Raw genomic sequence first — 23,918 nt, 5'->3', positions numbered from 1 at the left:
ATTACCGGCGGCAGCGTGGATGGCCCGCGCCTGACCGGCAAAATCCTGCCCGGCGGCGCAGACTGGCAGTCCATCCGCCCGGATGGGACCGCCGACATTCTCGCCCGCTATTCGATCGAGGCCAGCGACGGCGCTATCCTGTCGATCGTCAATCCGGGCTATCGCCATGGGCCCGCCCCGGTGCTGGCCCGGATCGCAGCGGGCGAGATAGTCGACCCTGCCCTCTATTATTTTCGCACCACCCCCCGGTTCGAGGTGGCGAGCGATGGTCCGCACGCATGGCTTGGCCGCACGGTCTTTCTCTGCACCGCGGCGCGCTATAGAGACCATGTGCGGCTCGATATTTTCGCGGTTGGCTAAGAATAAAGGATTGAGGATGGCGGAACAGGCAACGGACCTCCGGCGGCAACTGGACGAAGCGCCGATGGGGCGGCTTCAGATCATTGCGATCATATTATGTGTTCTGCTCAATGCGCTGGACGGGTTCGATGTGCTGGCCATCAGCTTCGCGTCGCCCGGCATCGCGAAGGAATGGGGTGTCGATCGCGCTGCGCTTGGCCTCGTCCTCTCGATGGAACTGATCGGCATGGCGGTCGGATCGGTCCTGCTCGGCAATGTTGCCGACCGGATCGGACGACGCCCGACCATTATCTTCTGCCTCATCGTCATGGCGCTCGGCATGGGCGCGGCGACGCAGGCGTGGGACGTCATTTCGCTCTCGATCATCCGCCTGGCCACAGGCCTTGGCATTGGCGGGATGCTCGCCTGCACCAATGCGATGGTCGCCGAACTCGCCAATGCCCGCGCGCGCAGCCTGGCTGTCGCCATCATGGCGGCGGGCTATCCTGCGGGGGCGATCCTGGGTGGATCGGTCGCCTCCCAATTACTGGTCGCGGGCAATTGGCGCGACATCTTCCTGCTGGGCGGCATCGCCACGGCCCTCTTCCTGCCGTTCATCTGGTTCCTGCTGCCCGAATCGATCGGCTTCCTGCTGCAAAAGCGCCCCGCCAACGCCTTGTCGCGGATCAATGATGCGCTTGGCCGACTGGGCCAGCCGCTGATCAATGCCCTGCCCCCGGTTGATGCCGGCGCGCCCAAAGCCTCTTTCGCCGCGCTGTTCGCACCGGGCCTGGCGCGCACCACCATCCTGCTGACGCTGGCCTATTTCTGCCATATCATGACCTTCTATTTCATCCTGAAATGGGTGCCCAAGATTGTCGTCGACATGGGCTATGCGCCTTCGGCCGCGGGCGGTGTGCTGGTATGGGCCAATGTCGGCGGCCTGCTTGGCGCCTTGCTGCTGAGCGCGCTCAGCTGGCGGATCGCGATCCGGCCGCTCGTCATCATCGCCATGGTCGCCTCGACCTGTCTCGTTACCCTGTTCGGTCAGGAGCAGACGACGCTGCCGGGGCTCAGCCTGATTGCCGCCGCCGCCGGTTTCTGCACCAATGGCGCGGTCGTCGGCCTTTACGCGCTGGTTGCCCAATCCTTCCCGACCGCCGTGCGCGCCGGGGGGACCGGCATTGTCATCGGCGTCGGCAGAGGCGGCGCGGCGCTGGGCCCCATATTGGCGGGCTTGCTGTTCAGCCTCGATGTCAGCCTGCCCTGGGTTGCGTTCGCCATGGCGCTTGGATCGCTGATCGGCGCAGGCCTGCTCATCCCGCTGCGTCCCCGCCCCGCCTGACGCGCCCGCGCATGTCGGTCGACCCGGTCCCCAGCTTCTATCTTTATGGCGAACCGCAGCGCAGCGTGGCGGAAGGGTTCGTCCATGTCGAAAGTCTGGACGACCGATCCCGCCCCAGCGAATGGACGATCCGCCCGCACGTCCATCGCGATCTCCACCATATCATCCTGATCGCGCGGGGCGGTGGCGCGATGCAGGCCGAAGCCCACGAATTCCGGTTCGAGGCGCCCTGCCTGTTGCTGGTCCCGGCGGGAATCGTCCACGGTTTCACCTGGCATCGCGAATCCAGCGGCCATGTCACCACCATCGCGGCGGCCTATCTGCGCCATCTTGTCGCCCGCGACGCCGATCTCGCGCCACTCTTTGCCCATCCCCATGCGGTCATGCTGCCACAGGCGGAGGGCGACGCTGCCGAAGCGGCGATCGCGCGGATGGCGCAGGAACTGGGCTGGTCCGGCCCCGGCCAGCGCGCTGCGGTCGAATCCGCCCTGCTGCACCTCATGGTCCTGGCGCTGCGCCACGCTGCCCTCACCCAACAGGCGCAGCCCGGCACCGCGCGTCAGGCAGCGCTCGTCGCGCGGTTGCGCGAACGGATCGAACGGCGCTTCCGCCAGCGCGAGCCGGTATCGGAGCATGCCCGCGCGCTGGGCGTCAGCCTTACCGCCTTGCGGCACGCCTGCGCGCGCGTCGCGGGCACATCGCCCGCCCAAATGCTCGATGATCGTGCCTTGCTGGAGGCGCGCCGCCTGCTGCTTTATTCGCAAATGTCGGTGGCAGAGATAGCCTATGCCACAGGCTTTGAAGACCCCGCCTATTTCTCCCGCTTCTTCGCCCGCCATATCGGCCAGCCGCCCCGTGTCTGGCGCGCTGCCAGAGACGGTTGAACCCGCCCGCCCCCGGCCCTATGCGTGGCGCATGACCGTGGACAAGCTGACCGACCTGCTCGTGGCGAAATTGCTGCGCGACCATGGCAAGAGCAAACATCATTGGCGCACGCTGATCGGCCCGATCCGCCTCTACAGCCGCGCCACCCACCCCCATTGCAACTGGTCGGTCACGCCGACCGGCCCCTTTGCCGATGTCGCCCGGCTCGAAACCCTGCTCGACGAACTCAGGCTGGCGCATCCTTTCGTCACGGCCTGACACACGGAAAAGGCGCGGTCGGTTTCCCGCCGCGCCCTTCTTGCGACCCCGAAGGGATCTCCACTATACCAGTTGCTGCTCCAGCTCGCCCAGCACGCGATAGCAATCGAACACCTTTGCAACGCTCGAATTGGGTTCGCGGCCTTCACGGATCGCGCTGATGAATTCGCGGTCCTGCAATTCGATGCCGTTCATCGACACAGCGACGTTGCTGACGTCGATCGGCTCTTCCTTGCCGTTCACCAGATCGTCGTAGCGCGCGATATAGGTGCCAGTGTCGCCGATATAGCGGAAGAAGGTGCCTAGCGGCCCGTCATTGTTGAACGACAATGACAGGGTGCAGATGGCCCCGCTTTCGCTCTTCAACTGGATCGACATGTCCATCGCGATGCCCAGTTCCGGGTGGATCGGTCCCTGCATCGCATGGGCGGACACGATCTTGCCCGCCTGATAGGCAAACAGATCGACCGTATGCGCGGCATGGTGCCACAACAGATGGTCGGTCCAGGACCGCGCCTCACCCTTGGCATTGATATTCTTGCGGCGGAAGAAATAGGTCTGCACATCCATCTGCTGGATGTTCAGCTCACCTGCCGTGATGAGGTTATGGACATATTGGTGGCTGGGATTGAACCGCCGCGTATGGCCGACCATGCAGGTCAGCCCGGTTTCCTTTTGCTTGGCCAGCACCGCCTGCGCATCGGCCCAGCTGTCGGCCAGCGGAATTTCGACCTGGACATGCTTGCCTGCATCCATGCAGGCAATGGCCTGCGCCGCATGCATTTGCGTCGGCGTGCACAGGATCACGGCGTCGACATCATCGCGGGCCAATGTGTCCGCAAGGTCGGTGGTCGCATGACCGATGCCATATTTGTCGGCAATCGCCTGGGTCGCGTCCAGACGGCGCCCGACCAGCGACGTCACGCTCACGCCGTCGATATTCTTCAGGCCATCCAAGTGCTTTTCGCCAAAGGCGCCGGCACCAGCCAGGGCAATACGCATGGAAAACTACTCCATAATAAGCCCCTCCCTTTCAAGGGAGGGGGAAGGGGTGGGTGCGAGCGATGCGAGCCTGCACCCATCTTGAAGGGGGTTTACTCAGCCGCGATCGCGCTCACCGTTTCGCTTCCGGTCATGTCCAGCCCCTCGCCATTGTCGGGGCGCAACACCATATGGCCGATCGCGGTGTTGGAGCAGGGCACATGATAGTGGCGGTGCAACGCGCGGGTTTTCTTTCCCAGTGCGCCGCGCATCACCAGCCACATCACCATCTCGATGCCTTCGCTGCCGGTCTCGCGCAGATATTCGATGTGCGGGATACGGCGCAGATGGTCGCTGTCACCGATCAGGCCGTCCAGGAACATATTGTCCCATTCCTTGTTGATCAGCCCGGCGCGCGGCCCCTGCAACTGGTGGCTCATGCCGCCCGTGCCCCATATCTGCACGTTCAGATCTTCCGGGAAGCTGTCGACCGCCTTGGCGATCGCCTCGCCCAGCGCCCAGCAGCGATTGCCCGACGGCGGCGGATAGGTGACGACATTGACCGCCAGCGGCACGACCTTGCACGGCCAGGCGTCGGGCTTGCCGAACATCATGGACAACGGCACGGTCAGGCCATGGTCGACATCCATCTCGTTGATGATGGTCATGTCGAATTCGTCCAGCACCAGGCTCTGCGCAATATGCCAGGCCAGGTCAGGATGCCCCTCGACGTCGGGCACCGGGCGCGGACCCCAGCCCTCGTCCGCCGACTTATAGCGTTCGCCGCAACCAATGGCGAAGGTCGGGATGATCTTCATGTCAAAGGCGGACGCATGGTCGTTATAGACCAGGATGATGACATCGGGCTTTTCCGCCTTCTCCCATTCCCGCGTCCAGTCATAGCCGGCAAAGATCGGCCCGAAATAATCGTCGCGATCCTTGTCGAAATCGGACGCCACGCCCAGCAGCGGCACGTGGCTCGACGCCACACCAGCAGTTATCCGCGCCATTATCTGGCTCCTTCGTTGGTTTCGCCGCTCGACGCGGCGTTGGCCCTGATCGACCGCACGCCCTCTGGCGACCGGCCACCGTTCATCATCATTTCGCGATATTCGGGAAAGCTCATGTCGGTCATGGTGCTGACCGCTTCGGCGAACGGAATTCCGTCGGTCGAAAACAGCTTGGCCAGGAAATAGACATTGCCACCCAGGTCCAGGCAGCGATTATAGTCACGCGCCAGCAGGGCTTCCTTCTGTTCCTCGTTCAGCGGCCATTCGTCCAGATAGGCACGCTCGTCGGCCTTGAACCTTGCGCGATTCTCATCCTTCATCAGGCTCATCGCAAACTGGTTCATATGATATCCCTTGCGGGCGCGCGCCGCCGTATAGACGCGCGTGCCCGGAATATCCTCGAACTCGGCAAGATATTCGTGAATATCCTGATGCTTGGGATCTTCGGTGATCATAGTCCCCTCTCCTTCAATTTGGCGTCAAGCCGGGGAAAGACGCGACGGGCATTGCCCTCGAAAATGGCGGCGCGCTCGGCATCGCTGATGTCCAGCGCGTCGACATAGCGTTTGGTGTCGTCGAAATATTGGCCGGTGGTCGGATCGATCCCGCGCACTGCGCCCACCATTTCAGACCCGAACAGGATATTCTTGTTGTCGATCACGTCGGCCAGCAGGTCGATGCCTGGCTGATGATAGACGCAGGTGTCGAAAAAGATGTTGTTCATCAGATGGGTCGACAGATCGGGCTTTTTCAGCATGTCGGCCAATCCGCGATAGCGCCCCCAATGATAGGGCACCGCGCCGCCACCATGCGGGATGATGAAGCGCAGCGTCGGGAAATCCTTGAACAGATCGCCCTCCAGCAACTGCATGAAGGCAATCGTGTCCGCCGCGATATAATAGCCGCCAGTCGCGTGCATCGCCGGGTTGCAGCTGCCCGACACATGGATCATCGCCGGGACGTCCAGCTCGACCATCTTCTCGTAAAAGGGATACCAATATTTGTCGGTGAGCGGCGGATGGGTGAAATGTCCGCCGCCCGGATCGGGATTGAGGTTGCAGCCGATAAAGCCCAGCTGCGTGACGCACCGCTCCAGTTCTGCAATGCTGTTGCTCATGTCCGCCTTGGGCGACTGGGGCAGCATGCATACGCCGACGAAGGTTTCGGGGAACATCGCCACCACCCGCGCGATCAGGTCGTTGCAGCGGATCGCCCATTCCTTCGCCATCGCCTCATCGCCCACATGCGGGGCCATGGCCGACGCGCGCGGCGAAAAGATCGTCAGGTCCGCGCCGCGCTCCTTGATCAAACGCAACTGGTTCGCCTCGATCGTCTCGCGAATTTCCGCGTCGCTAATCTCCGGATAGGGCGGACACGGCGTCCCGGCCTTGAACGCGGCCTTCTGCTCTTCGCGCCAGGCATCATGCCCTTTGGGCAACACCGTATAATGGCCATGGCAATCGATAATCAGGCTCATCCGCGCTTGTCTCCAACTATCCTATCCAACGCCCCTCCCCTTATCGCGGCGCTCCCGCGAAGGCGGTCGCCCGGTTCGGGTGGCGGGACTGGACTCCCGCCCTGGCGGGAGCACATAAGTCTATTCCGCCGCCTCGCGCGCCACCGACGCCGAAGCAGAAATCATCCCAATCTTCGCCCCCAGACCCTCCGGGACCGTCGACGCCCGCAAAGCACCGATCGCCCGCTGCCGCTCGACCGTCCCGCGTGTCATCGCCGCGCCCGTGCCAAGCCCGTCGAGCGTCTTGACGACTTCCTCCATCTCGGCCGCGCGGCGCAGGCCATGCACCAGCATCCGGTCGAGATTATAATCGGCCCGCGCGTCCCACGGCCTCGCCTTCTCGCTCGCGTCGAGCGAGGCCAGCACCTCGTCCAGCACATCGGCCGCGTCCGCCGCCAGCACGCACTCGGCGGTCAGCGCTTCGATGCCCTTGACCATGACCGACCGGATCATCTTGATCGACGATGCCCGTCCGACGTCGGCGCCCACGACGCGCGTCCTGGCAAAACCCAGGGCCTGAAGCCCGGCCTCGGCCATCGGCGCCTTGTCGCCGCTCAGCAGCAATGGCACGTTCAGCCGCGCCGGATCGACCGGGGCCATCACCGCGACATCGACATAATGGGCGCCCGCCGCTTCGATCGCCTGCGCCGCTGCCTGCTTGGTCTGCGGCGCTACGCTGTTCAAATCACAGAAAATCGCGCCGGGCGCGATCAGCGCCGCCGCCGCTTCCGCCACGACAAGCGCCTGGTCCGCCGTCACCAGCGACAGGATCAGATTCACGCCGTCCAGCGCATCCTCGATAAAGTGCGCGGGCAGCACGCCCGCCTGCGCATAGACAGCCAACATCGCTTCGCGCGTGGCCGCAGATTCGGTTTTGATGTCATAGACATGGGCAGCGGCCGCCCAGTCCCCCGCCAATGCAAAGGTGGACCCTGCTTCGCCAAACCCGATCAGACCGACTTCCTGCTCCATGAAAAGGGGGATGCCGGATTGTATGCCGAACGGCCAATCACATCCGGGGACAGGCTATAAGAATTTACGAATTTACTTCTCCCGCTGCCTGTTCGATCGCTGCCATGAATTGCTGCTGCAAGCGCGTCGGTCGCCAATCGGCCCGGCTCGTCAGGCCGATGGTGCGGCTGATCTCGCCGGGCGCCGGGCCAATATCCGCCACCATTCCGCTATCCAGTTCGACCCGCAACTGATCGACCGACAACAGGGTCAGATAGTCGCCGCTCACCAGCAATTGCCGCACCGTCATCACCGATCCGCATTCGATCGGAACCGCAGGCAAATCGCCGCCGAGCGCTGCGAACATCGCCCGCCACAACTGGCGCAGCGGCGTCCCTTCCGGCGGCAATATCCACGGAAAGCGGCGCAGGTCGTCGCCGTCCCATCCCTGCTCCAGCCTATGTCCCGCACGCGCAAAGATGGTCGGTCGATCCTCGAACAGGGGCTGCTGCACCAGATCCTGTCCGATCGTCGCATCGCGCAAGGCGCCGACCATCATGTCGATCTCGCCATCGCGCAGCGGCCCGACCAGTTCGGCATGCGACCCTTCCACGACCGAAATATCGACCTGCGGGGATTCGCGCCTGAAATTGGTGATCGCCAGCGGCAGCAGCCGCGCTCGGCTGAGCGGCATCGCGCCTACCAATATCCGGCCGCTTTCCTGCCCCCGAAGTTCGGCGATTTCCTCCAGCCCTTGCCGCAGTTCGGCCAGCGCGAGGCGCAACCGCCGTGCCAGGGCCACGCCGGCGCGGGTCAGCATCAGCCCCCGCCCCCGCCGCTCGGCCAGCCGCACCCCCAGCGCCAACCCCAGGTCGCCGACCGCGCGGTGCAGCGACGGCTCCGCTACCCCTACAATGGCCGCCGCCGCCGCATAGCTGCCAGCGCGCGCCAGCGCGACAAAGGCCCGGATTTGCGCCGCCGTCACCCGGCTGCTGCCGATCAGCCGCAACGCAACCTCGACACGCGGCCTGAACCGCAACGCCACGTCGGTCGGCACCATCCCGCCCGGCCGTCGCTCGAACAGCGGTACGCCCAATTGCGCTTCCAGCTTGGCGATCCCCTGCGTCACCGCAGGCTGCGTCAGGTTGACCGCCCGCGCCGCCAGGCTGACACTGCCCTGATCGACCACGGCGGCCATCGCGGCCAGATGCCGGATATTGAACTGATCAGCCTCCATTTTTGATAATTAGCAAAATTTTATGTGCCCGCGCCATAACCGATTTGAGCATTGCGCTGCATATGTCCATGTCACTGTCGGTTTTAGGAAAAGGATCAGCGCCATGTCCGGCATCGTCGTCCAGAATATCGAACGGGCGGAGCTTTCCGTCATTGACGGCCTCGCCCACTGCGGCGTCGCCACCGTCCATGAAGCCCAGGGCCGCACTGGCCTGCTCGCCCCCCATATGCGCCCCATCTATCCCGGTGCGCGCATCGCTGGCAGCGCCGTCACCATCTCCGCCCCTCCCGGCGATAACTGGATGGTCCACGTCGCGATCGAGCAATTGAAAGAAGGCGATATTCTCGTCCTTGCGCCGACCAGCCCCTGCACCGATGGCTATTTCGGCGACCTGCTCGCCACCTCCGCCCAGGCGCGCGGTTGTCGCGGCCTCATCATCGATGCAGGCGTCCGCGATCTGCGCGACCTGAAACAGATGAATTTCCCGGTCTGGTCCAAGGCTGTCCATGCGCAGGGCACGATCAAGGCTACGCTGGGATCGGTCAATGTTCCGATCGTCTGCGCCAACGCTCTGGTCAATGCGGGCGACGTCGTGATCGCCGACGATGACGGCGTCTGCATCGTCCCCCGCGCCGATGCCGCATCGGTGCTGGAAAAGGCGCAGGCGCGCGAAGCGGCCGAAGAAGCCAAGCGGGTCCGCCTCGCGGCGGGTGAACTCGGCCTCGACATTTACAACATGCGTCCGCGGCTTGAAGAAATGGGCCTCAAATATGTTTGATCGCGCCCGCGTCATGTGGATGCGGGGCGGCACGTCGAAGGGCGGCTATTTCCTCGCGGACGACCTGCCCGCCGACACCGCTGCCCGCGACGCCTTCCTGCTGCGCGCTATGGGATCGCCCGACCCGCGCCAGATCGACGGCATGGGCGGGGCCGATCCGCTGACCAGCAAGGTCGCGCTCGTCAAAAAGTCGCAGCGTGAAGGGGTCGATATCGACTATCTCTTCCTGCAGATCTTTGTCGATCAGGCGATCGTCAGCGACGCGCAAAATTGCGGGAATATTCTGGCGGGCATTGGCCCGTTTGCCATTGAACGCGGGCTGGTCCCCGCCCAGCAGGACGAAACCCGCGTCGCCATTTTCATGGAAAATACCGGCCAGATCGCCATCGCCACGGTCCAGACGCCCGGTGGCGTCGTCCGCTATGATGGCGAGGCAAGGATTGACGGCGTGCCGGGCAGCGCCGCCCCCGTCCCGCTGGAATTTCGCGACACCGCCGGCTCCTCCTGCGGCGCGCTGCTGCCCACCGGCAACGCCTTCGATACGGTCGAAGGCGTGCCGGTCACCCTGATCGACAACGGGATGCCCTGCGTCGTCATGAAGGCGAGCGATGTTGGCGTCACCGGCTATGAAGACCGCGATACGCTGGACAAGGATGCTGCGCTCAAAGCCCGGATAGAGGCGATCCGCCTGGCTGTGGGCGAACGCATGAACCTGGGCGACGTCAGGGAAAAATCTGTGCCGAAAATGATGCTCGTCGCCCCGCCCCGCAATGGCGGCGCAGTCACTGTGCGCAGCTTCATCCCCCACCGCGCCCATGCCTCCATTGGCGTTCTGGGCGCAGTCAGCGTCGCCACCGCCTGCCTGATCGAAGGGTCGCCCGCGGCCGAGGTCGCCAGCATCCCGGACGGCAATCGCAAGACGCTGTCGGTCGAACATCCGACCGGCGAAACCACCTGCGTCATGGAACTGGACGAAAGCGGTGCCGTCACCAGCGCCGCCATGCTGCGTACCGCCCGCAAGCTGATGGATGGAGATATTTTCGCATGACCGACCGCATCACCAGCTGGCACGGCAGCCCGTCCAGGCCGCTCTACACCCCGCCGCCCGGCGCGATCGATGCCCATTGCCATGTGTTCGGGCCGATGGCGGACTTCCCGTTCAGCGCGAAGGCGAAATATCTGCCACAGGATGCCGGGCCGGACATGCTGTTCGCCTTGCGCGACCATCTGGGTTTTGCCCGCAATGTGATCGTCCAGGCCAGTTGCCACGGTACCGACAATGCAGCGACGCTGGACGCTATCGCCAAATCCAACGGCAAAGCGCGCGGCGTCGCGGTGGTGGATCCGGCGATTTCCGACGCGGACCTTGCCGCCCTGCATGAAGGCGGGATACGCGGCATCCGCTTCAATTTCCTCAAACGCCTGGTCGATGACGCGCCCAAGGACAAGTTTCTGGAGGTTGCCCGACGACTGCCCGCGGGCTGGCATGTCGTCATCTATTTCGAGGCGGATATTCTGGAAGAATTGCGCCCCTTCATGAACGCCATCCCCGTGCCACTGGTCATCGACCATATGGGCCGCCCGGACGTGACCCAGGGGCCCGATGGCCCGGACATGAAGGCATTTCGCGCCTTCCTCGACAGCCGCGACGACATCTGGTTCAAGGCGACCTGCCCCGACCGGCTCGACCCGACCGGCGACCCATGGAACAGCTTTGCCGACGCGGTCGCCCCGCTGGTCGCCGACTATCAGGACCGGGTGCTGTGGGGCACCGATTGGCCGCATCCCAATCTGCAGGATGCCATTCCCGATGACGGCCATCTGGTCGACATGATCCCGCGCATCGCGCCCACCGCCGATCTGCAACGCAAGCTGCTGATCGACAATCCCATGCGTCTCTACTGGCCCGAAGAGATGCGCGCCTGACTGCGCATCGGGGTCAGGCACACAGCCTGATCCCGGTCAGGCAGAACGCAGGCGTGGAGTCTGCCGCGCGTCCCGATCCGCGCTGGCAATATACATCGTCAGAATGTCAGAGACTGGCATGGGTTTTCCGAAAAGATAGCCCTGCAATTCGTCGCATCCAGAAGCAGACAGAATGGCGGCCTGTTCTTCATGTTCGACCCCTTCCGCGACGACACGCATATCAAGTCCGCGGGCCAGGTTGATCGCGCCCGTTACCAGCAGGGTCGCCCTTTTGTCATGGGGAAGACCAGCAAGCAGGGATTTGTCGATCTTCACATGGCTGAACCCATAGGATCGCAGATAATGTATGCTCGTAAAACCCGTGCCGAAGTCGTCGAGCGCGATCGAAATACCCATCGCCTTGAACGCCTTGATCGCACGAATGGCGTTTTCCGGATGGGTCAGAAGATAGCCTTCGGTTATCTCCAGTTGCAGCCGATGGGGCGGGAACTTAGTCTGTTCCAGAACGTGGAGGATCTGCCGTTCAAATCCGGGATCGCGAAACTGCGCTGGCGATACATTCACGCTCAGCTTGACGTTGTCCCATGACAAAATATCGCGACAGGCGCGATCCAGCACGAACAGGCCAAGGGGATGAATTTGCCCCGTAAGCTCGGCAATCTCGATGACCTGTTGCGTATCGATCGGTCCGGCAGGGCGTCGTGGCCAGCGGATCAACGCCTCGACAGCGACGATCGCGCGCGTATTGGCATCGACCACCGGCTGATAGAAAACATCGAATTGCCTTTTCGCCAGCCCTTCGCCGATTTGCTGTTCAATCTCCAGCCGGTGCAGCCGACCCTGTTCGAAAGCCGCATCATAGACGGCGATCTCGCCCTTGCCGGACATTTTGACATGATACATCGCGGTGTCGGCGCGACGCAGCAATTCATGCGCGCTGACCAGATCGCCGTTTCCGGCCAGGCCAATGCTGGCGCCGACCTGCAATATATGCCGGTCCACCAGGATCGGTAGCGAAACCTCTTCGTTCACCCGCTGCGCGATCTCGGCAGCGACCCCAAGGGCGCCGGGCGTCTCGATGAGAATGACAAATTCATCGCCACCGACGCGCGCCAGCATGGCAAATGGCGGGCACAGGGCGCGAAGGCGCTCGCTCAGGCTACGGATCAGGCAGTCGCCGGCCTGATGCCCATGCATATCATTGATGTCCTTGAAGCCATCCAGGTCGATGAAGATGACTGCCAGTCCATCGGCCACCTGACTTTGGCGCCCTTCCACCACATCCAGTTGCGCCAGCAATTGACGTCGGTTGGGCAGTTCGCTCAGGGCATCGGTCAACGCAATCCGGCGATTTTCCTCGCTCAACTGTTCGGTTTCCGCCTGACGGCCCCGCAGGTCGCGTTCCGAACGAACAAGCTGGGAGAAATCCAGATTATAGCGATGCGTAACGACCATCATACCCGCACCGACAAAGCCCAGGACGACTGCCTCCACGAGCATGCGACCCTCGTCTGCCCAACTGAAGAACATCACGAAGGACAAAGTGCTTACGACGGCGACACGCATGGCCGCAGCACGCAGCGACATCAGGCAAAAGACGCAGCTGACCTGCGTCAGGGCCAGAAAGAAGGTCAGATGACCACGAGCATAGGCGCTCCCGCCATCATATATCCATATACACCATAATTCGAAGGCCAGCGTCATGATCACGGCCAGCGTGCAGGTGCGTTTGATATATCCGGCTATCTGCTCGTCGGTGAAATTGTCGCCGCGCGATTGGCGCATCCACCAGATTGCCCTGGTCAAAGCGAGGGTACATATGAAAAGCGGCGTAATGGCCGTCTTGAAAATCATGTCGGGTCGAAAGAAATCGACCCAGATCGCGACCGCATTGAATATCAATATGATATAGAGAAGCGGCATCTGCTTGGAAAAAGACTGAAACTGCGCGCGCAACAGGTCTCTGTCATCGGTGTCCAGCTTGAAAAGACCGGCAAGCGCTGACACTGGAACCACCCTCTCTAATCGGCGCTGAGATCGCTCATGTTAAACGCGCACATTAGGGCCATGCCGTTAATAATGGATGAAATTATAGGATCATCCTAAGCTGGACGATCTGCGGGATTTCAGGATTGGTGCGACAGCCCTCATTCCTCACTATCGCTTGGATGACGCGCTGATTTCTGGCCAAGCGAATATGCCAAAGCCGCAGCTATTGTGTCACCCGTATCAGGGCTGATCCTCGCGGAAGCGATCCATCTGGTGCATCCGCTCATGAAGGATCGTGACGATCCCCACGGCACCATCGTTCAACACACGCCAATAGATATAATGATGCTCGAACCGGCAGTAATAGCCGTCCACGCCAAACTCTGCCGGGATCACCCGCCAGGCCGCGTCTCGTGTCGCAATGGCCTCGAACTGGGCGAACAAGGCGCGAATATAGCGATCGGCCTGCGCTTCACCCCATGTGTCGCGCGTATAGACATAGATTTCGTCCAGCCTGCGGCCCGCCGCGTCCTGTACCCGGAATGCCGCCATCAGCGTCAGGCGCGACGATTGCGGGCGATTACCGCGTCTGCATCCAATATCTCGTAACTTGCCTCCGGCGCGGAGAAGGCGCGCGCCAGCTCGGCTTTCAGCCGGGCGAAGCGATCGGCCTCTACCCGTTCCTTGTCGCGGCGGATCAGATCACGGACATATTCGCTGACATTGTCATAGGCTCCGGTGTCACTGACATTGGCAGCAACAAAGTCACTCAGCGCGCCGCTTACACGTACATTAAGTGTCATCGGTCTGGACATGGCGACCCCTTCCCGTCCTCAATATAATGGATATCGAGGACGGATCAAGCAGCTTGATGGTTCGGTTCGAAGCCCCCTCCCCCTTTTGACACAGCCTGACTGTCGGGCAGGCGGGCCGGGCCATGGCGGCTCAGACCGTTATTCAAGCGGTTCGCCGTCCCAGGTTTCGGTATCTATCTGCGCCTGCGCCGCGCGGGGATAGCGCGGGCCGGATACAGCCTCGAAGGTGAACAGCGCATCGACCGCCGCGAGCGTCTCGGCAGGCAGGTCGATCGACAGCGTCGCCATATCCTCGTCCAGATGGGCGGTGCTGGTGGTGCCGGGGATTGCCACGACATAAGGGCGGCGCGACAGCACCCAGCCAAGCGAGAGTTGCGCCATGGTGCAGCCGGCATCTGCGGCGATCCGGCCGAAGGCGGCAGCAAGCTGAAGATTATGGGGCAGGTGCGGCGGGTGGAAGCGCGGCATGGAGGCGCGGACATCGCCCTCCTGCACCCCCTCTGGCCCCACCCCGCCAGCCAACACACCGCGCGCGACAGGCGAAAAGGCGACAAAGCCGACGCCCAGTTCGCCGCAGGCGTCCAGCACAGCCACTTCAGCGTTGCGGCTCCAGGGCGAATATTCGGTCTGCATCGCCGCTATGGGGTGAACCGCATGAGCGCGGCGCAGCGTCGTGGCGGACATTTCCGACAGGCCGATGGCACCGATTTTGCCAGCCTCGACAGCGCGCGCCAGCGCACCGACCGACTCCTCGATCGGAACATTGGGATCGAGCCGGTGGAGATAATAGAGATCGATATGATCGACATTCAACCGCCGGAGCGAATCTTCCAGCGTGGCGGTGATTGCCTGGGGCGATCCGTCAATACCGCGCTTGCCATCCTTCCCGCCCAGCACGCATTTGCTGGCGAGGACAAAGTCGTCGCGCCGGTGCATCAGGGTACGGCCCAACAGTTCCTCATTCGCGCCAAAGCCGTACAGCGCCGCGGTGTCGAAAAAGTCGACGCCGATGTCGAGCGCGTGGCCCAACAGCCGTTCCGCCTGGGCAGGTTCGGGCCGGGGCAGGTAGGCATGGCTCAAATTCATGCAGCCAAGGCCGATGGCCTTGACCGTGAATGGACCAATGGTGCGGGGCGACAGCGGGGCGCTCATATCGGGGCAATGTCCTGTGTCTCTTGGGGGTTGGCTTCCCATAGCGAGGCTTAGCGGCCCGAGGCTATGGGTTTTTCTTGGCTTGACCGCAAAAGACGGCGATAAACTCGTGGTATCGGGCTGAATGGAAGGACAGTGACATGACGCAGGACGCTGACAGGAAGGGCGCCACCGCCTACCCCCGCGCGGTGCTCGATTTGTTTGACGCTTATGTGCATGGCGCGATCGACCGGCGCGGCTTTGTGACCCAATGCGCCGTGCATGTCGGCAGCGCGGCGGCGGCCACGACGATGCTGGCGGCGCTCAGCCCCGATTTCGCACGCGGACAGGTGATCAAACCCGACGACAAGCGGATCATCATCAGCCATGTGGATATCGCTTCACCCGCTGGCAACGGGACGGTGCGCGCCTATGTTGCGCGGCCAGCGGCAAAGACCACCGCAAAGCTGCCCGTCGTCATCGTTGCGCATGAAAATCGCGGCCTTAACCCGCATATTGAGGATATTGCCCGGCGGCTGGCGGTCGATGGCTATATGGCGGTTGCGCCGGACGCCCTGACAACGATCGGCGGCTATCCGGGCGACGAGGACAAGGCGCGCGCTGCCTTTGCCACGCTGGACCGGACCAAGATTGGCGAGGATTTTGTCGCCGCGGCAACCCACGCGCGCACCATGGCGGGCAGCAACGGCAAGATCGCGGCAGTCGGCTTCTGCTTTGGCGGTTGGATCGCCAATCTGCTGGCAACACGCCTGCCTGACCTGCGCGCGGCCGTGCCCTTCTATGGCAGCCCGTCCGCACTGGCCGAGGTGCCGAAGATCAAAGCGCAACTACTCATCCATTATGCCGGCAATGACGCGCGGACCAACGCAGCATGGCCCGAATATCAAGCGGCGTTGAAGCAGGCCGGAACGCACTACAAAGCCTATATCTACGAGGGCGCGGAGCATGGGTTCAACAATGATACGACCCCGCGTTTCGACAAGGCGGCGGCCGATCTTGCCTGGGCGCGGACTTTGGCGCTGCTCCGGCAGACGATTAGCTGAACGGAGGCAGGGGCGATCAGTACCTTGATCGTTTCGACCATCCTTTCGGTCGGGACGCGGCGTTAGACCCGCCCCGTCACCGGGATCAGCGCGCCAGTGATCGGCATGGCGTCACTGGACAACAGGAAGGCCACCACGCCTGCAAGCTGTGCCGGGGATACCCATTTTGCGACATCAGCGTCTGGCATATCGGCGCGGTTCGTGGGCGTGTCGATGATACTGGGCAATATGGCGTTTACCCGCACGCCCTCTTCCTTCAATTCCTCGGCCAATGCTTCGGTCAGGCGCGCAACGCCGGACTTGGAGGCGGCATAGGCGCCCATGCCAACCCCGGCTTTCACCGAAGCGGCTGCGCCGATATTGACGATCGCCCCGTGGCTGGCGCGCAGCAATGGCAAAAGCGCGCGACTTGCGATCAGTGCGGTGCGGACATTCATGGCATAGAGCCGGTCCCATGTCGCGACGCTGCCGTCTGCCACGGTTTCCCAACTGAAACCGCCTGCGATATTGACCAGGCCGTCAAGCCGCCCAAGCTCCTTTTCTATCCGAGCGGCAGCGACGCCGACCGCCGCTTCATCGGTCAGATCGACGCCACCCAAAGCGAGCGCAACGCCATCCGACGCCACCTTGCCTAGGTCGATGCCGACAACCGTCCAACCGCCCGCAGCCAATATCTCGACTGTCTTGCTGCCCAGCGCGCCCGCTGCGCCCGTAACCGCCACTATGCCTGTCATCGCTTGGTCCCGCCCTGATTTTGCCTAGATGCCTGCCATGCACATATATTTGATCTCGACATAATCCTCGATACCATGACGCGATCCTTCGCGGCCCATGCCTGATTGCTTGATACCGCCAAATGGCGCGACTTCGGTCGAGATCAGACCTGTATTGATGCCGACCATACCGACCTCCAGCGCTTCCCCTACCCGCCAGGCGCGCGCCAGATCGCGCGTGTAGAAATAGCCCGCCAGGCCGACGTCGGTGTCATTGGCCATCGCTATCGCCTCCTCTTCGGTATCGAAGGTGAAAAGCGCGGCCAGCGGTCCGAATGTCTCCTCGCTGGCCAGCGCCATGGCTGGCGTACAACCGGCAATGATGGTGGGTTCGTAGAAACTGTGGCCCAGCGGATGACGATGCCCGCCATGTACCAGCCGGGCGCCCTTGGCCAGAGCATCGGCGACATGCTCCTCCACCTTGTCGACCGCCTTGTCGTCGATCAGCGGACCCTGCGTAACGCCCGCCTCGGTGCCTGGTCCAACCTTGAGCTTGGCAACGGCATCCGCCAGCTTCCGTTCGAAGGCTGCGGACACATCGCGCTGCACGAAGAAGCGGTTGACGCACACGCAAGTCTGCCCGCTATTGCGATATTTGGACGCCATTGCCCCTTCGACCGCGGCGTCCAAATCCGCGTCGCGAAAGACGATGAATGGGGCGTTGCCGCCCAGCTCCATCGACAATTTCTTCATCGTCGGCGCACATTGTCCCATCAGAGTCCGGCCAACCTCGGTCGATCCGGTAAAGCTCAATTTACGCACCAGCGGATTGGCGGTCAGTTCACCACCAATAACTCGTGACGATCCCGTAACAACATTGAAAACACCAGGTGGCACCCCTGCCCGTTCGGCCAGAACGGCAAGCGCCAGCGCGGTCAGCGGAGTCTGCGTCGCTGGCTTCAGAACCATGGTACAGCCTGCCGACAATGCCGGGGCGGCCTTGCGGGTGATCATGGCCGCCGGGAAATTCCATGGCGTAATCGCAGCGACGACGCCGACGGGTTGCTTGATAACGACAATGCGACTGTCGGCCCGATGCGTCGGGATGATCTCGCCATAGATACGCCGCCCCTCCTCCGCAAACCATTCGACGAAACTGGCGGCGTACCCAATCTCGCCCTTGGCCTCCGCCAGCGCCTTGCCCTGTTCACGGGTCAGGATCATCGCCAGATCATCCTGATGTGCCGTCAGCAGGTCGAACCAGCGGCGCAGAATGCGGGCGCGTTCCGCTGCCGTCTTTGCGCGCCATGCCGGCAGCGCTGCATCCGCTGCGCAGACGGCGGCTCGGGTGTCGCTTGCGTCCAGATCGGGGATGGAGCCGATAGCCGCACCGGTCGCCGGGTCAGTCACAGGGATGGTCGGCACCCCGGTCCACATGCCGCCGATCAGGCATTGGTCACGCAATAGGGACGGATCGGCAAGGGTGATGGTCATGCTGTCAGCTTTCTGGCGAATGCCAATAGGATTGAATGATTTGGCCAGGGCCCATCATCGCGTCAACGCAGGCCATCAAGGATCGCTCCCGCGATGCGCCGATGAGCGCAGCGAGGAGATGTAGGAGCATACTTGCTATATGGCGTATATCGTTTAATATAAACCATCATATTGCTGTTATTCAATGATTTTTATCATACTCATATATTGAGCAAATACGTACGATGCAGCCCACCTTTCCCTCCTTGGACCATGAATCCCGGCTCATTTTGGCCTACGCTGACGCACAAGGCGCGCTGGAACGGCTGGAGGAACGCCGCAGGCTTAGCCCGGTTCGTCGCCCCTGGAGAATTCGCACACTTATCGCTGAGCGGCAAGCGCTTGCCCGGATCGACAATAGCCCGATCGATGATCAGGCCTTCACAATCGACGGGCGCGGCGCAGTTCTTCCCTCGGCGTTTGACCTTAGCCATTGGCGGCAGGCGATCGGCGCGCCGATTACGCTCGACATGTTGCTCAATGACGGTTTAGGCGTGATGCGCTGGCTCGGCATAGTGGCGGCGGACGGGATGAATGCAGCTCCAGCCCTACGGTCCGGGCGGAGTCCAGAGGACATATTGCCAGCCATTGCCCAATGGCAGCAGGCGGCAGCCGCGCTGCCCCCCTCCCCTCCCCTGCTTCAAAGCGCGCAACTATTCCACCTTTGGCAACGCCACGCGCCGATCGGACACGGCGATCTGGTCGCCAGCCTACTCGTCGGCGACCGCTGGGGGCCTGGGCGGTGGATAGGGTCTGCCGGAGGATTGATCGCGCTGGGACTGGACAACAGCAGTGTGGCATGGCGGCAAGCATCGGGCGAGCGCCTGGACCTGATCTGGCTTGAGGCGATCGCTACTGGCGCGCACGCCCATCTTGACCTGGAAACACGCCTGCGCGCCTATGCCTGGCGGGCGGCCCAGCACATCGAGCGGAGGCGGCGGCCGGGACGCCTGAAGGATGTCCTGCGGCTGGCCATGACCCACCCGCGCATATCGAGCGGCTCTGTCGCCAAGGCCTTGGGTCTGACATCTGCTGGCGCAATCAAGTTGCTGGCGATTGCGGAATCCGAAGGCTTGCTGATTGAACAATCAGGTCAGGCGAGCTACCGCAGCTACGCCCTGCCGATCAACATGACGCCAATTGCCGCGCGTCGCCCTCTTCAGGATTGGCTCATTGACGATTTTTGGTCCGACGAGCCAGAAAATACGGCCTCGCCAGAGCCTCTCTAAGAGCGATTTGAGCTGCCCGATGACCCAATCTATGTCGGTGCGACAGAAGCGCTCTACGGGTCTCTAAAGGGCCATATCGCGACTTTCGTCTTTTGTTCGCATTATCGCGCGGCATTTTCCTGCGTCACTGGTCGCAACGACGCGTGTCCAAGGATGATTCTGAAAACACGTAGGGATTAACGCGCTGGTGATGATGCACCAAGAGAGCAGGGCGCATGACTCGTATCTCCGGCCTATTCGACTGGGTGATATGCTTGTCATGTTGGCAACGCGAGCGGCCATATCAACAAACCCGTCTGCTCAACGTGTTTTCAGAATCACTCGTGCCGACAGACCAAAATTGCATCTGACGATGGTTCTCCGTCGCGATCACGCGTGCCAAAGCCTGTATCTACAGGGCTTTATGGAACATCGTCGGCACCGATGAATGCCATCGATCAGCATGGGAGCTGTCAACGCAGCTCAGTTACGTCCTCAATGCGTGATTCTGAAAACACGTCGAGGCCGTCATTGCGGTGACAGCCTGCCTGCCATCACAGACGATATTTATTGCGCCGATGATGTTCCTTAACGAAGCCGTAGAAGCGCTTCGAGTAATTGCGCGGGAGTTCCGAGGGGTTGGCACCGAGAAAGGCATCAAAGCGGCCCAGCAATTCATCATAGTCCCAGCCAGGGAAATCGGCGCGGATGGCGCTGTAGATTTCAGCATCGATCATTCGACTGGCTATAGCGCGACCGGTCGCCATGGTTCGGCGGGGCGCGGATGATCCGATCACACGTCGCGGCGTATCTTCTCCGCTGACCCGCATCCCCTTGGACAGACTAGAAATCATGCCCAGCGCCAGACGGGGATCGACCATATCCTCGTCATTTTCGACTGCGGGAGGAGGGGAGGGGAGGGCGTTGCGCCCCCGATTTCCAGCCCGTCTGCTCAAGTGGCGCCGCATCACCATCTTCATTTTGGGCCGCGGGCCATCGCCATCGATGACCTCCAGGCTGATATCGGGCAGATCATTCACCCGTGCCAGATCCAGCAACTTGCGCTTGAATACAGGGTATAGACTTTCGCTGCCACTCTTCTGATGGAGCGTCTCAAAGCCGATCGTAAAGCCTTCCGCGCCATTCCCCCCGGCATGCTTGCGTGAGGCCCGATACAGCCATTTGCCAAGGCCGCTCGTGATCTCAAAATAGAGCGGCGAAATCGATAGCACGTTGCGCTTGTCCATCACGCCATCGAAGAACCATTTGGAGAGGGTGATCTCCATACCGAGCGACCGCTGGGTGCGCTCGTCCACCAAATGGGTATAGCTGTCGATCCAGGAGAAAGTCGTCTCGCGGCTCTTGGCACTGGCCCGAATATTTGTCTTGATCGTTGTCGCCTGAAGCCTGTCGAGCGCACTGACCAACCGCTCATAGGCGCGGCCGCTGGTCCCCCAGCAAATGCGCTTGAGCAGATCGCCTGGCTGCAGCCGGATAACGGGAGACAGATCGTTAGCCCCACGTTCGCGCAACTCGTTGAGGTGGGACGCGAGATAGATCATGATGTCTGCGTCCCAGATCGTCGCCATGCCATAGGCAGGGTTGGGGGAGACATGGACGCTGACCGACTTATCGGGACTGGTATACTCTATCGGCTTTATGCGTTTGCGCTTCGACAGGCTGAAGAAGGGCCGTTGCATCGTTTCCTGATAATCACGCAACGAAATATCACTGAAATCGGGCAGGGTGAAGAACATTTCGAACTGGACCTTGCGCTCCTTAAGCGCCGTCTTTAGTTCGCCCTCAATCTCCACCCTATCTGCCTCGCCCTGCATTCCCCCCAGAGGGAAAACCAATATAACACTCTGAAATATAACGATAAAAGCTGATATTTCAGCTTTCTAATCTCACTTGCTCAGCGCCGACGCGCGCGCATAATCTTCGCCTGATCAATCACTGGCCGCAGCGCTTCCAATATCGCATCGGTGGACAGGTCCGATGGCATGAGCGTCAGCGTCAAAAGCTTCTGCTGGTCCTTCTCCACCTGTCCCACCGTCGCCCCGTCGGCACTCGCTATCGCGGCTTTTTGCACCCGGCCCTTGGTCGTTACCGACTTGAGCAGCCGGGCCAGCACTTCGGATCCGGCGATCGGCTGTTCGTCACCCGACCGACGAAAGCTTTGCTCCGATGCGATCTGGTCGGCGGCTGCCTCCAGCTTGCTGCGTGTGGTGGGATCACGCAGCAGGGGCAGAAGCTTCTCGGCATATTTGGCCTGCAGGTCCATCGGCGAATGAAAGGCGCTGACCAGCAAGGGCGGAATTTCGGTAAGGGCAATATAGCGGGACAATTGCGACTTGGAGATTTTGAGCCGTTCCGCCATGCGCAGTTGGACGCCACCATAAAAGCGATCAACCGCCGCCTTATAGTTGGCACCGCGTTCGAGATCGGAAATATCCTCCCGCTCGCGATTTTCAATGTCGGCCAGACGAAAGGCCGCCTCATCGTCCAGATCCTCGATGATCGCGATCAGTTCGATGTCGGGATAATGATTGGCGTTGAGCCAGGCGATGGCCCAGTGCCGCCGTGTTCCCGTGACCAGTTCATAGGGATGGTCACCCTGCGGCGTGCGTCGCACCACGGCAGGGATGCGATTGCCCCCCTCGGCCAGGATGGAATCGATCAGGCTGCGCAGTCGATGTTCGTCGAGCAGCGAATAGTCACGCGCGTTGCCCGGCCAGATCGAACATTCAGAAGGCTTCAACCGGATCGTCGGTCGCTTGACGATCCGCGCCGCCTCGCCAAAGGCTTCGAGCCGCTTGTTGGTGAAGTTCGACCGCTGAGCCGGAGCGCCCGCATCGCTCGCGACGACCGGCGCAGGTGCGGGATCGTTAAGCGAGGCGGCAAGAGCTTCGCTGATCAGGGAACGGCGGCTCATGCCGCGACACCCACACTGGCGTTGGCGGTCAGGCTTGTCGACGGCCATTGCTGACGGATCTGCTGCTCGACCTCGGCAAAGACGGCGTCCAGATTGTCGCGGCACCGCGTATATGTCTGGTGCGAGGCGGACGGCTTGGATTCATAAATTGAGCGGAATGCCTGGGTGGCGTTCTTGATCTCCTCGGACGCGAGGATCGGCTGGCCCAGCAGCAGGCCTGCATAGGTCGCCTGCATGATCCGCCACATATCATTTTCGCCCGGCTTGCTTGGCGAGAAGGCGGAACAGACCACGCGAATGAAGCCATAATCCACTGGCGTGCCATTTTCTTCGAGTATCTCGATATTATCTGCGATCGTCTCCATGAAATGGATGGTCGAAAGATAATCGAGCTGCCGCGCCGGCACGGGGATCAACATGCCCGTAGCCGCGGCCATGACGTTGAGGCCAAGGAAGCCCATGGCTGGCGGCGGATCGAGCAGGATCACGTCGAAATCCTTGGTCACACTGGCAATGCCGATGCGCAGCGCCTGCAGCCCTTCACGCACCGCCTGCCCGCCTTCGCGCAAGGTAGAGGTCAGATCCCATTCGGCGTCCTGCAGGCCAAGGCTGGATGGCACGATCTTGATCGTCGGCCAGGGCGTGTCGCGGATCGTCTGCGAAAAATCACTGAAGGTGCTGCGCGGCGAGAGGAAGGCGCCAAGTGTCTGTTCGTCGTCGATCAGCGTTTCGGGCTGGATGTCGAACATCGTCGTCGTTGAAGCCTGCGGATCGCAGTCGATCACCAGCACGCTGTAGCCATGCAGGGCGAGATAGTCGGCGAGATGCTTGGTGATGGTGCTCTTGCCAACGCCGCCCTTGAAATTCTGCACCGCCAGCACGACTGCATCTTCGTCCGGCTGCTTGCCGACCTGTATGCCAAGTGCGGCGCGAATCTGGGTGAGATCCTCCAGCGTGTAATAGCGGCGGCCATTGGGCAGTTGCTTGGGCTGGGGCAGGCGGCCTTTCGCTTCGGCCTTGGCCAGCGCTTCGGGCGTGCGACCGATCAGCTCGGCTGCAACCGTGGGGCCAAAAGTGATGTCGAGCGTCTTATGATTTTCCGGCCTGAACACGATCGTCTTGATATGATCGCGCATCTGTTGGCAAGCTGTGGTGACGTTACGCAGTGTGTTGACTGTAAACGACATGGTGCCTCGCATGGCCGAATCATGGGCCGTAAAATAGTTTGTGTTTAATGCTCCTATTTTACCCTGAAAGTCAAACCGATGGAGCAGGGTGCCGGTGATCCCAACTTGCTGCGCTGC

Annotated in this window: 25 protein-coding genes (1 of these 25 only partly in view); 10 read left to right on the top strand and 15 right to left on the bottom strand. The window is 61.9% G+C overall.

The window, feature by feature from the left end; all coding sequences use genetic code 11:
• The 4 genes in view from CJD35_RS16855 to CJD35_RS16840 are tightly spaced (at most 31 nt apart) and all read left to right on the top strand, a layout consistent with a single transcriptional unit that may run on beyond the window.
• Nucleotides 1-360, top strand: the 3' portion of a protein-coding gene (locus CJD35_RS16855; RefSeq protein ID WP_017181933.1) for a DUF3237 domain-containing protein. The gene continues 201 nt to the left of window position 1, outside the view; the window shows 360 of its 561 coding nt (coding positions 202-561); its start codon lies beyond the left edge, outside the window; it ends in the stop codon at nt 358-360.
• Between the two features lie 16 nt (nt 361-376).
• Entirely contained in the window at nt 377-1,684 is a 1,308-nt protein-coding gene (locus CJD35_RS16850) for an MFS transporter (protein ID WP_017181932.1), read from the top strand.
• 11 nt (nt 1,685-1,695) lie between these two features.
• A complete protein-coding gene (locus CJD35_RS16845) occupies nt 1,696-2,568 on the top strand; it encodes a helix-turn-helix domain-containing protein (protein ID WP_017181931.1) in 873 nt (290 codons plus the stop codon).
• A 31-nt stretch (nt 2,569-2,599) separates the two neighbouring features.
• Complete coding sequence (locus tag CJD35_RS16840) at nt 2,600-2,827, top strand: hypothetical protein (RefSeq protein ID WP_017181930.1); 228 nt, start codon at nt 2,600-2,602, stop codon at nt 2,825-2,827.
• Between the two features lie 63 nt (nt 2,828-2,890).
• Here the strand turns inward: CJD35_RS16840 and CJD35_RS16835 are convergent, their stop codons facing one another.
• The 6 genes from CJD35_RS16835 to CJD35_RS16810 form a co-directional block, all read right to left on the bottom strand.
• Nucleotides 2,891-3,829: a Gfo/Idh/MocA family oxidoreductase gene (locus CJD35_RS16835; RefSeq protein ID WP_017181929.1), complete on the bottom strand. Its 939-nt coding sequence runs from the start codon at nt 3,827-3,829 to the stop codon at nt 2,891-2,893.
• Between the two features lie 92 nt (nt 3,830-3,921).
• Nucleotides 3,922-4,818 (bottom strand): class III extradiol dioxygenase subunit beta, encoded by an 897-nt coding sequence (locus CJD35_RS16830; RefSeq protein WP_017181928.1) that lies wholly within the window; start codon nt 4,816-4,818, stop codon nt 3,922-3,924.
• Nucleotides 4,818-5,273, bottom strand: a complete 456-nt coding sequence (gene ligA, locus CJD35_RS16825) for a protocatechuate 4,5-dioxygenase subunit alpha (protein WP_017181927.1) — start codon at nt 5,271-5,273, stop codon at nt 4,818-4,820. Before ligA ends, CJD35_RS16830 begins: the two co-directional genes overlap by 1 nt.
• Nucleotides 5,270-6,295, bottom strand: coding sequence for an amidohydrolase family protein (locus CJD35_RS16820; RefSeq protein ID WP_017181926.1), 1,026 nt, complete (start codon nt 6,293-6,295; stop codon nt 5,270-5,272). The genes ligA and CJD35_RS16820 overlap by 4 nt, the downstream gene beginning before the upstream one ends.
• A 120-nt stretch (nt 6,296-6,415) precedes the next feature.
• Entirely contained in the window at nt 6,416-7,306 is an 891-nt protein-coding gene (locus CJD35_RS16815) for a DUF1932 domain-containing protein (RefSeq protein WP_095687273.1), read from the bottom strand.
• Nucleotides 7,307-7,370: 64 nt separating this feature from the next.
• Entirely contained in the window at nt 7,371-8,522 is a 1,152-nt protein-coding gene (locus CJD35_RS16810) for a LysR family transcriptional regulator (protein WP_017181924.1), read from the bottom strand.
• A gap of 103 nt (nt 8,523-8,625) precedes the next feature.
• Here CJD35_RS16810 and ligK point away from each other — a divergent pair, with 103 nt between their 5' ends.
• Genes ligK through CJD35_RS16795 form a run of 3 tightly spaced genes read left to right on the top strand, consistent with a single transcriptional unit; the run spans nt 8,626 to nt 11,226 of the window.
• Complete coding sequence (ligK, locus tag CJD35_RS16805; RefSeq protein WP_026002182.1) at nt 8,626-9,300, top strand: 4-carboxy-4-hydroxy-2-oxoadipate aldolase/oxaloacetate decarboxylase; 675 nt, start codon at nt 8,626-8,628, stop codon at nt 9,298-9,300.
• Complete coding sequence (locus CJD35_RS16800; RefSeq protein WP_017181921.1) at nt 9,293-10,348, top strand: 4-oxalomesaconate tautomerase; 1,056 nt, start codon at nt 9,293-9,295, stop codon at nt 10,346-10,348. Before ligK ends, CJD35_RS16800 begins: the two co-directional genes overlap by 8 nt.
• Entirely contained in the window at nt 10,345-11,226 is an 882-nt protein-coding gene (locus tag CJD35_RS16795; RefSeq protein WP_017181920.1) for an amidohydrolase family protein, read from the top strand. Before CJD35_RS16800 ends, CJD35_RS16795 begins: the two co-directional genes overlap by 4 nt.
• 36 nt (nt 11,227-11,262) lie before the next feature.
• On the opposite strand, the gene CJD35_RS16790 is transcribed toward CJD35_RS16795, so the two are convergent.
• Nucleotides 11,263-13,011 carry a putative bifunctional diguanylate cyclase/phosphodiesterase gene (locus CJD35_RS16790; RefSeq protein ID WP_244917258.1) on the bottom strand — a complete coding sequence of 583 codons (1,749 nt, stop codon included), beginning with the start codon at nt 13,009-13,011 and terminating at the stop codon, nt 11,263-11,265.
• On the opposite strand from CJD35_RS16790, the gene CJD35_RS23145 reads away from it, so the two are divergent.
• Complete coding sequence (locus CJD35_RS23145; RefSeq protein ID WP_229380672.1) at nt 13,003-13,230, top strand: hypothetical protein; 228 nt, start codon at nt 13,003-13,005, stop codon at nt 13,228-13,230. The genes CJD35_RS16790 and CJD35_RS23145 overlap by 9 nt on opposite strands.
• 225 nt (nt 13,231-13,455) lie before the next feature.
• Here CJD35_RS23145 and CJD35_RS16785 read toward each other — a convergent pair whose 3' ends face one another.
• From CJD35_RS16785 to CJD35_RS16775, 3 genes are all read right to left on the bottom strand, one after another.
• Entirely contained in the window at nt 13,456-13,767 is a 312-nt protein-coding gene (locus tag CJD35_RS16785) for a type II toxin-antitoxin system RelE/ParE family toxin (protein ID WP_086486114.1), read from the bottom strand.
• Nucleotides 13,768-13,772: 5 nt separating this feature from the next.
• Nucleotides 13,773-14,018, bottom strand: coding sequence for a ribbon-helix-helix domain-containing protein (locus CJD35_RS16780; RefSeq protein ID WP_017181917.1), 246 nt, complete (start codon nt 14,016-14,018; stop codon nt 13,773-13,775).
• A gap of 150 nt (nt 14,019-14,168) precedes the next feature.
• Nucleotides 14,169-15,182, bottom strand: a complete 1,014-nt coding sequence (locus CJD35_RS16775) for an aldo/keto reductase (RefSeq protein ID WP_017181916.1) — start codon at nt 15,180-15,182, stop codon at nt 14,169-14,171.
• A 140-nt stretch (nt 15,183-15,322) separates the two neighbouring features.
• On the opposite strand from CJD35_RS16775, the gene CJD35_RS16770 reads away from it, so the two are divergent.
• Nucleotides 15,323-16,225, top strand: a complete 903-nt coding sequence (locus CJD35_RS16770; protein ID WP_017181915.1) for a dienelactone hydrolase family protein — start codon at nt 15,323-15,325, stop codon at nt 16,223-16,225.
• 62 nt (nt 16,226-16,287) lie between these two features.
• Here CJD35_RS16770 and CJD35_RS16765 read toward each other — a convergent pair whose 3' ends face one another.
• Both CJD35_RS16765 and CJD35_RS16760 read right to left on the bottom strand, forming a co-directional pair.
• Nucleotides 16,288-16,959: an SDR family NAD(P)-dependent oxidoreductase gene (locus tag CJD35_RS16765; protein ID WP_017181914.1), complete on the bottom strand. Its 672-nt coding sequence runs from the start codon at nt 16,957-16,959 to the stop codon at nt 16,288-16,290.
• Nucleotides 16,960-16,983: 24 nt separating this feature from the next.
• Nucleotides 16,984-18,432, bottom strand: a complete 1,449-nt coding sequence (locus CJD35_RS16760) for an NAD-dependent succinate-semialdehyde dehydrogenase (protein WP_017181913.1) — start codon at nt 18,430-18,432, stop codon at nt 16,984-16,986.
• Nucleotides 18,433-18,677: 245 nt separating this feature from the next.
• Between CJD35_RS16760 and CJD35_RS16755 the strand changes: the two genes are divergently transcribed.
• Nucleotides 18,678-19,700 carry a hypothetical protein gene (locus CJD35_RS16755; RefSeq protein ID WP_244917257.1) on the top strand — a complete coding sequence of 341 codons (1,023 nt, stop codon included), beginning with the start codon at nt 18,678-18,680 and terminating at the stop codon, nt 19,698-19,700.
• Nucleotides 19,701-20,233: 533 nt separating this feature from the next.
• Here CJD35_RS16755 and CJD35_RS16750 read toward each other — a convergent pair.
• The 3 genes from CJD35_RS16750 to CJD35_RS16740 form a co-directional block, all read right to left on the bottom strand.
• Nucleotides 20,234-21,514, bottom strand: coding sequence for a replication initiator protein A (locus tag CJD35_RS16750; RefSeq protein WP_017181911.1), 1,281 nt, complete (start codon nt 21,512-21,514; stop codon nt 20,234-20,236).
• A gap of 80 nt (nt 21,515-21,594) precedes the next feature.
• Entirely contained in the window at nt 21,595-22,614 is a 1,020-nt protein-coding gene (locus CJD35_RS16745) for a ParB/RepB/Spo0J family partition protein (protein WP_017181910.1), read from the bottom strand.
• The gene (locus CJD35_RS16740) at nt 22,611-23,801 is read right to left on the bottom strand and encodes an AAA family ATPase (RefSeq protein WP_019053290.1); all 1,191 of its coding nucleotides are present in this window, start codon (nt 23,799-23,801) and stop codon (nt 22,611-22,613) included. The genes CJD35_RS16745 and CJD35_RS16740 overlap by 4 nt, the downstream gene beginning before the upstream one ends.
• Nucleotides 23,802-23,918: the final 117 nt, after the last annotated feature.

Origin of the sequence: Sphingobium xenophagum (assembly GCF_002288285.1) — a bacterium.
GTDB classification, from domain to species: Bacteria; Pseudomonadota; Alphaproteobacteria; order Sphingomonadales; family Sphingomonadaceae; genus Sphingobium; species Sphingobium xenophagum.
Note: the sequence above shows the minus strand (reverse complement) of the source record. Positions and strands in the feature narration are given on the sequence as shown.

Coding starts and splice junctions, on each gene's coding strand:
- CJD35_RS16745 (WP_017181910.1), bottom strand. CDS start 22,614: ATGAGCCGCCGTTCCCTGATCAGCGAAGCTCTTGCCGCCTCGCTTAAC.
- CJD35_RS16780 (WP_017181917.1), bottom strand. CDS start 14,018: ATGACACTTAATGTACGTGTAAGCGGCGCGCTGAGTGACTTTGTTGCT.
- CJD35_RS16760 (WP_017181913.1), bottom strand. CDS start 18,432: ATGACCATCACCCTTGCCGATCCGTCCCTATTGCGTGACCAATGCCTG.
- ligK (WP_026002182.1), top strand. CDS start 8,626: ATGTCCGGCATCGTCGTCCAGAATATCGAACGGGCGGAGCTTTCCGTC.
- CJD35_RS16810 (WP_017181924.1), bottom strand. CDS start 8,522: ATGGAGGCTGATCAGTTCAATATCCGGCATCTGGCCGCGATGGCCGCC.
- CJD35_RS16830 (WP_017181928.1), bottom strand. CDS start 4,818: ATGGCGCGGATAACTGCTGGTGTGGCGTCGAGCCACGTGCCGCTGCTG.
- CJD35_RS16775 (WP_017181916.1), bottom strand. CDS start 15,182: ATGAGCGCCCCGCTGTCGCCCCGCACCATTGGTCCATTCACGGTCAAG.
- ligA (WP_017181927.1), bottom strand. CDS start 5,273: ATGATCACCGAAGATCCCAAGCATCAGGATATTCACGAATATCTTGCC.
- CJD35_RS16770 (WP_017181915.1), top strand. CDS start 15,323: ATGACGCAGGACGCTGACAGGAAGGGCGCCACCGCCTACCCCCGCGCG.
- CJD35_RS16850 (WP_017181932.1), top strand. CDS start 377: ATGGCGGAACAGGCAACGGACCTCCGGCGGCAACTGGACGAAGCGCCG.
- CJD35_RS16750 (WP_017181911.1), bottom strand. CDS start 21,514: ATGCAGGGCGAGGCAGATAGGGTGGAGATTGAGGGCGAACTAAAGACG.
- CJD35_RS16820 (WP_017181926.1), bottom strand. CDS start 6,295: ATGAGCCTGATTATCGATTGCCATGGCCATTATACGGTGTTGCCCAAA.
- CJD35_RS16835 (WP_017181929.1), bottom strand. CDS start 3,829: ATGCGTATTGCCCTGGCTGGTGCCGGCGCCTTTGGCGAAAAGCACTTG.
- CJD35_RS16790 (WP_244917258.1), bottom strand. CDS start 13,011: ATGCGCCAATCGCGCGGCGACAATTTCACCGACGAGCAGATAGCCGGA.
- CJD35_RS16795 (WP_017181920.1), top strand. CDS start 10,345: ATGACCGACCGCATCACCAGCTGGCACGGCAGCCCGTCCAGGCCGCTC.
- CJD35_RS16840 (WP_017181930.1), top strand. CDS start 2,600: ATGACCGTGGACAAGCTGACCGACCTGCTCGTGGCGAAATTGCTGCGC.
- CJD35_RS16740 (WP_019053290.1), bottom strand. CDS start 23,801: ATGTCGTTTACAGTCAACACACTGCGTAACGTCACCACAGCTTGCCAA.
- CJD35_RS16815 (WP_095687273.1), bottom strand. CDS start 7,306: ATGGAGCAGGAAGTCGGTCTGATCGGGTTTGGCGAAGCAGGGTCCACC.
- CJD35_RS16785 (WP_086486114.1), bottom strand. CDS start 13,767: ATGGCGGCATTCCGGGTACAGGACGCGGCGGGCCGCAGGCTGGACGAA.
- CJD35_RS16765 (WP_017181914.1), bottom strand. CDS start 16,959: ATGACAGGCATAGTGGCGGTTACGGGCGCAGCGGGCGCGCTGGGCAGC.
- CJD35_RS16845 (WP_017181931.1), top strand. CDS start 1,696: ATGTCGGTCGACCCGGTCCCCAGCTTCTATCTTTATGGCGAACCGCAG.
- CJD35_RS16800 (WP_017181921.1), top strand. CDS start 9,293: ATGTTTGATCGCGCCCGCGTCATGTGGATGCGGGGCGGCACGTCGAAG.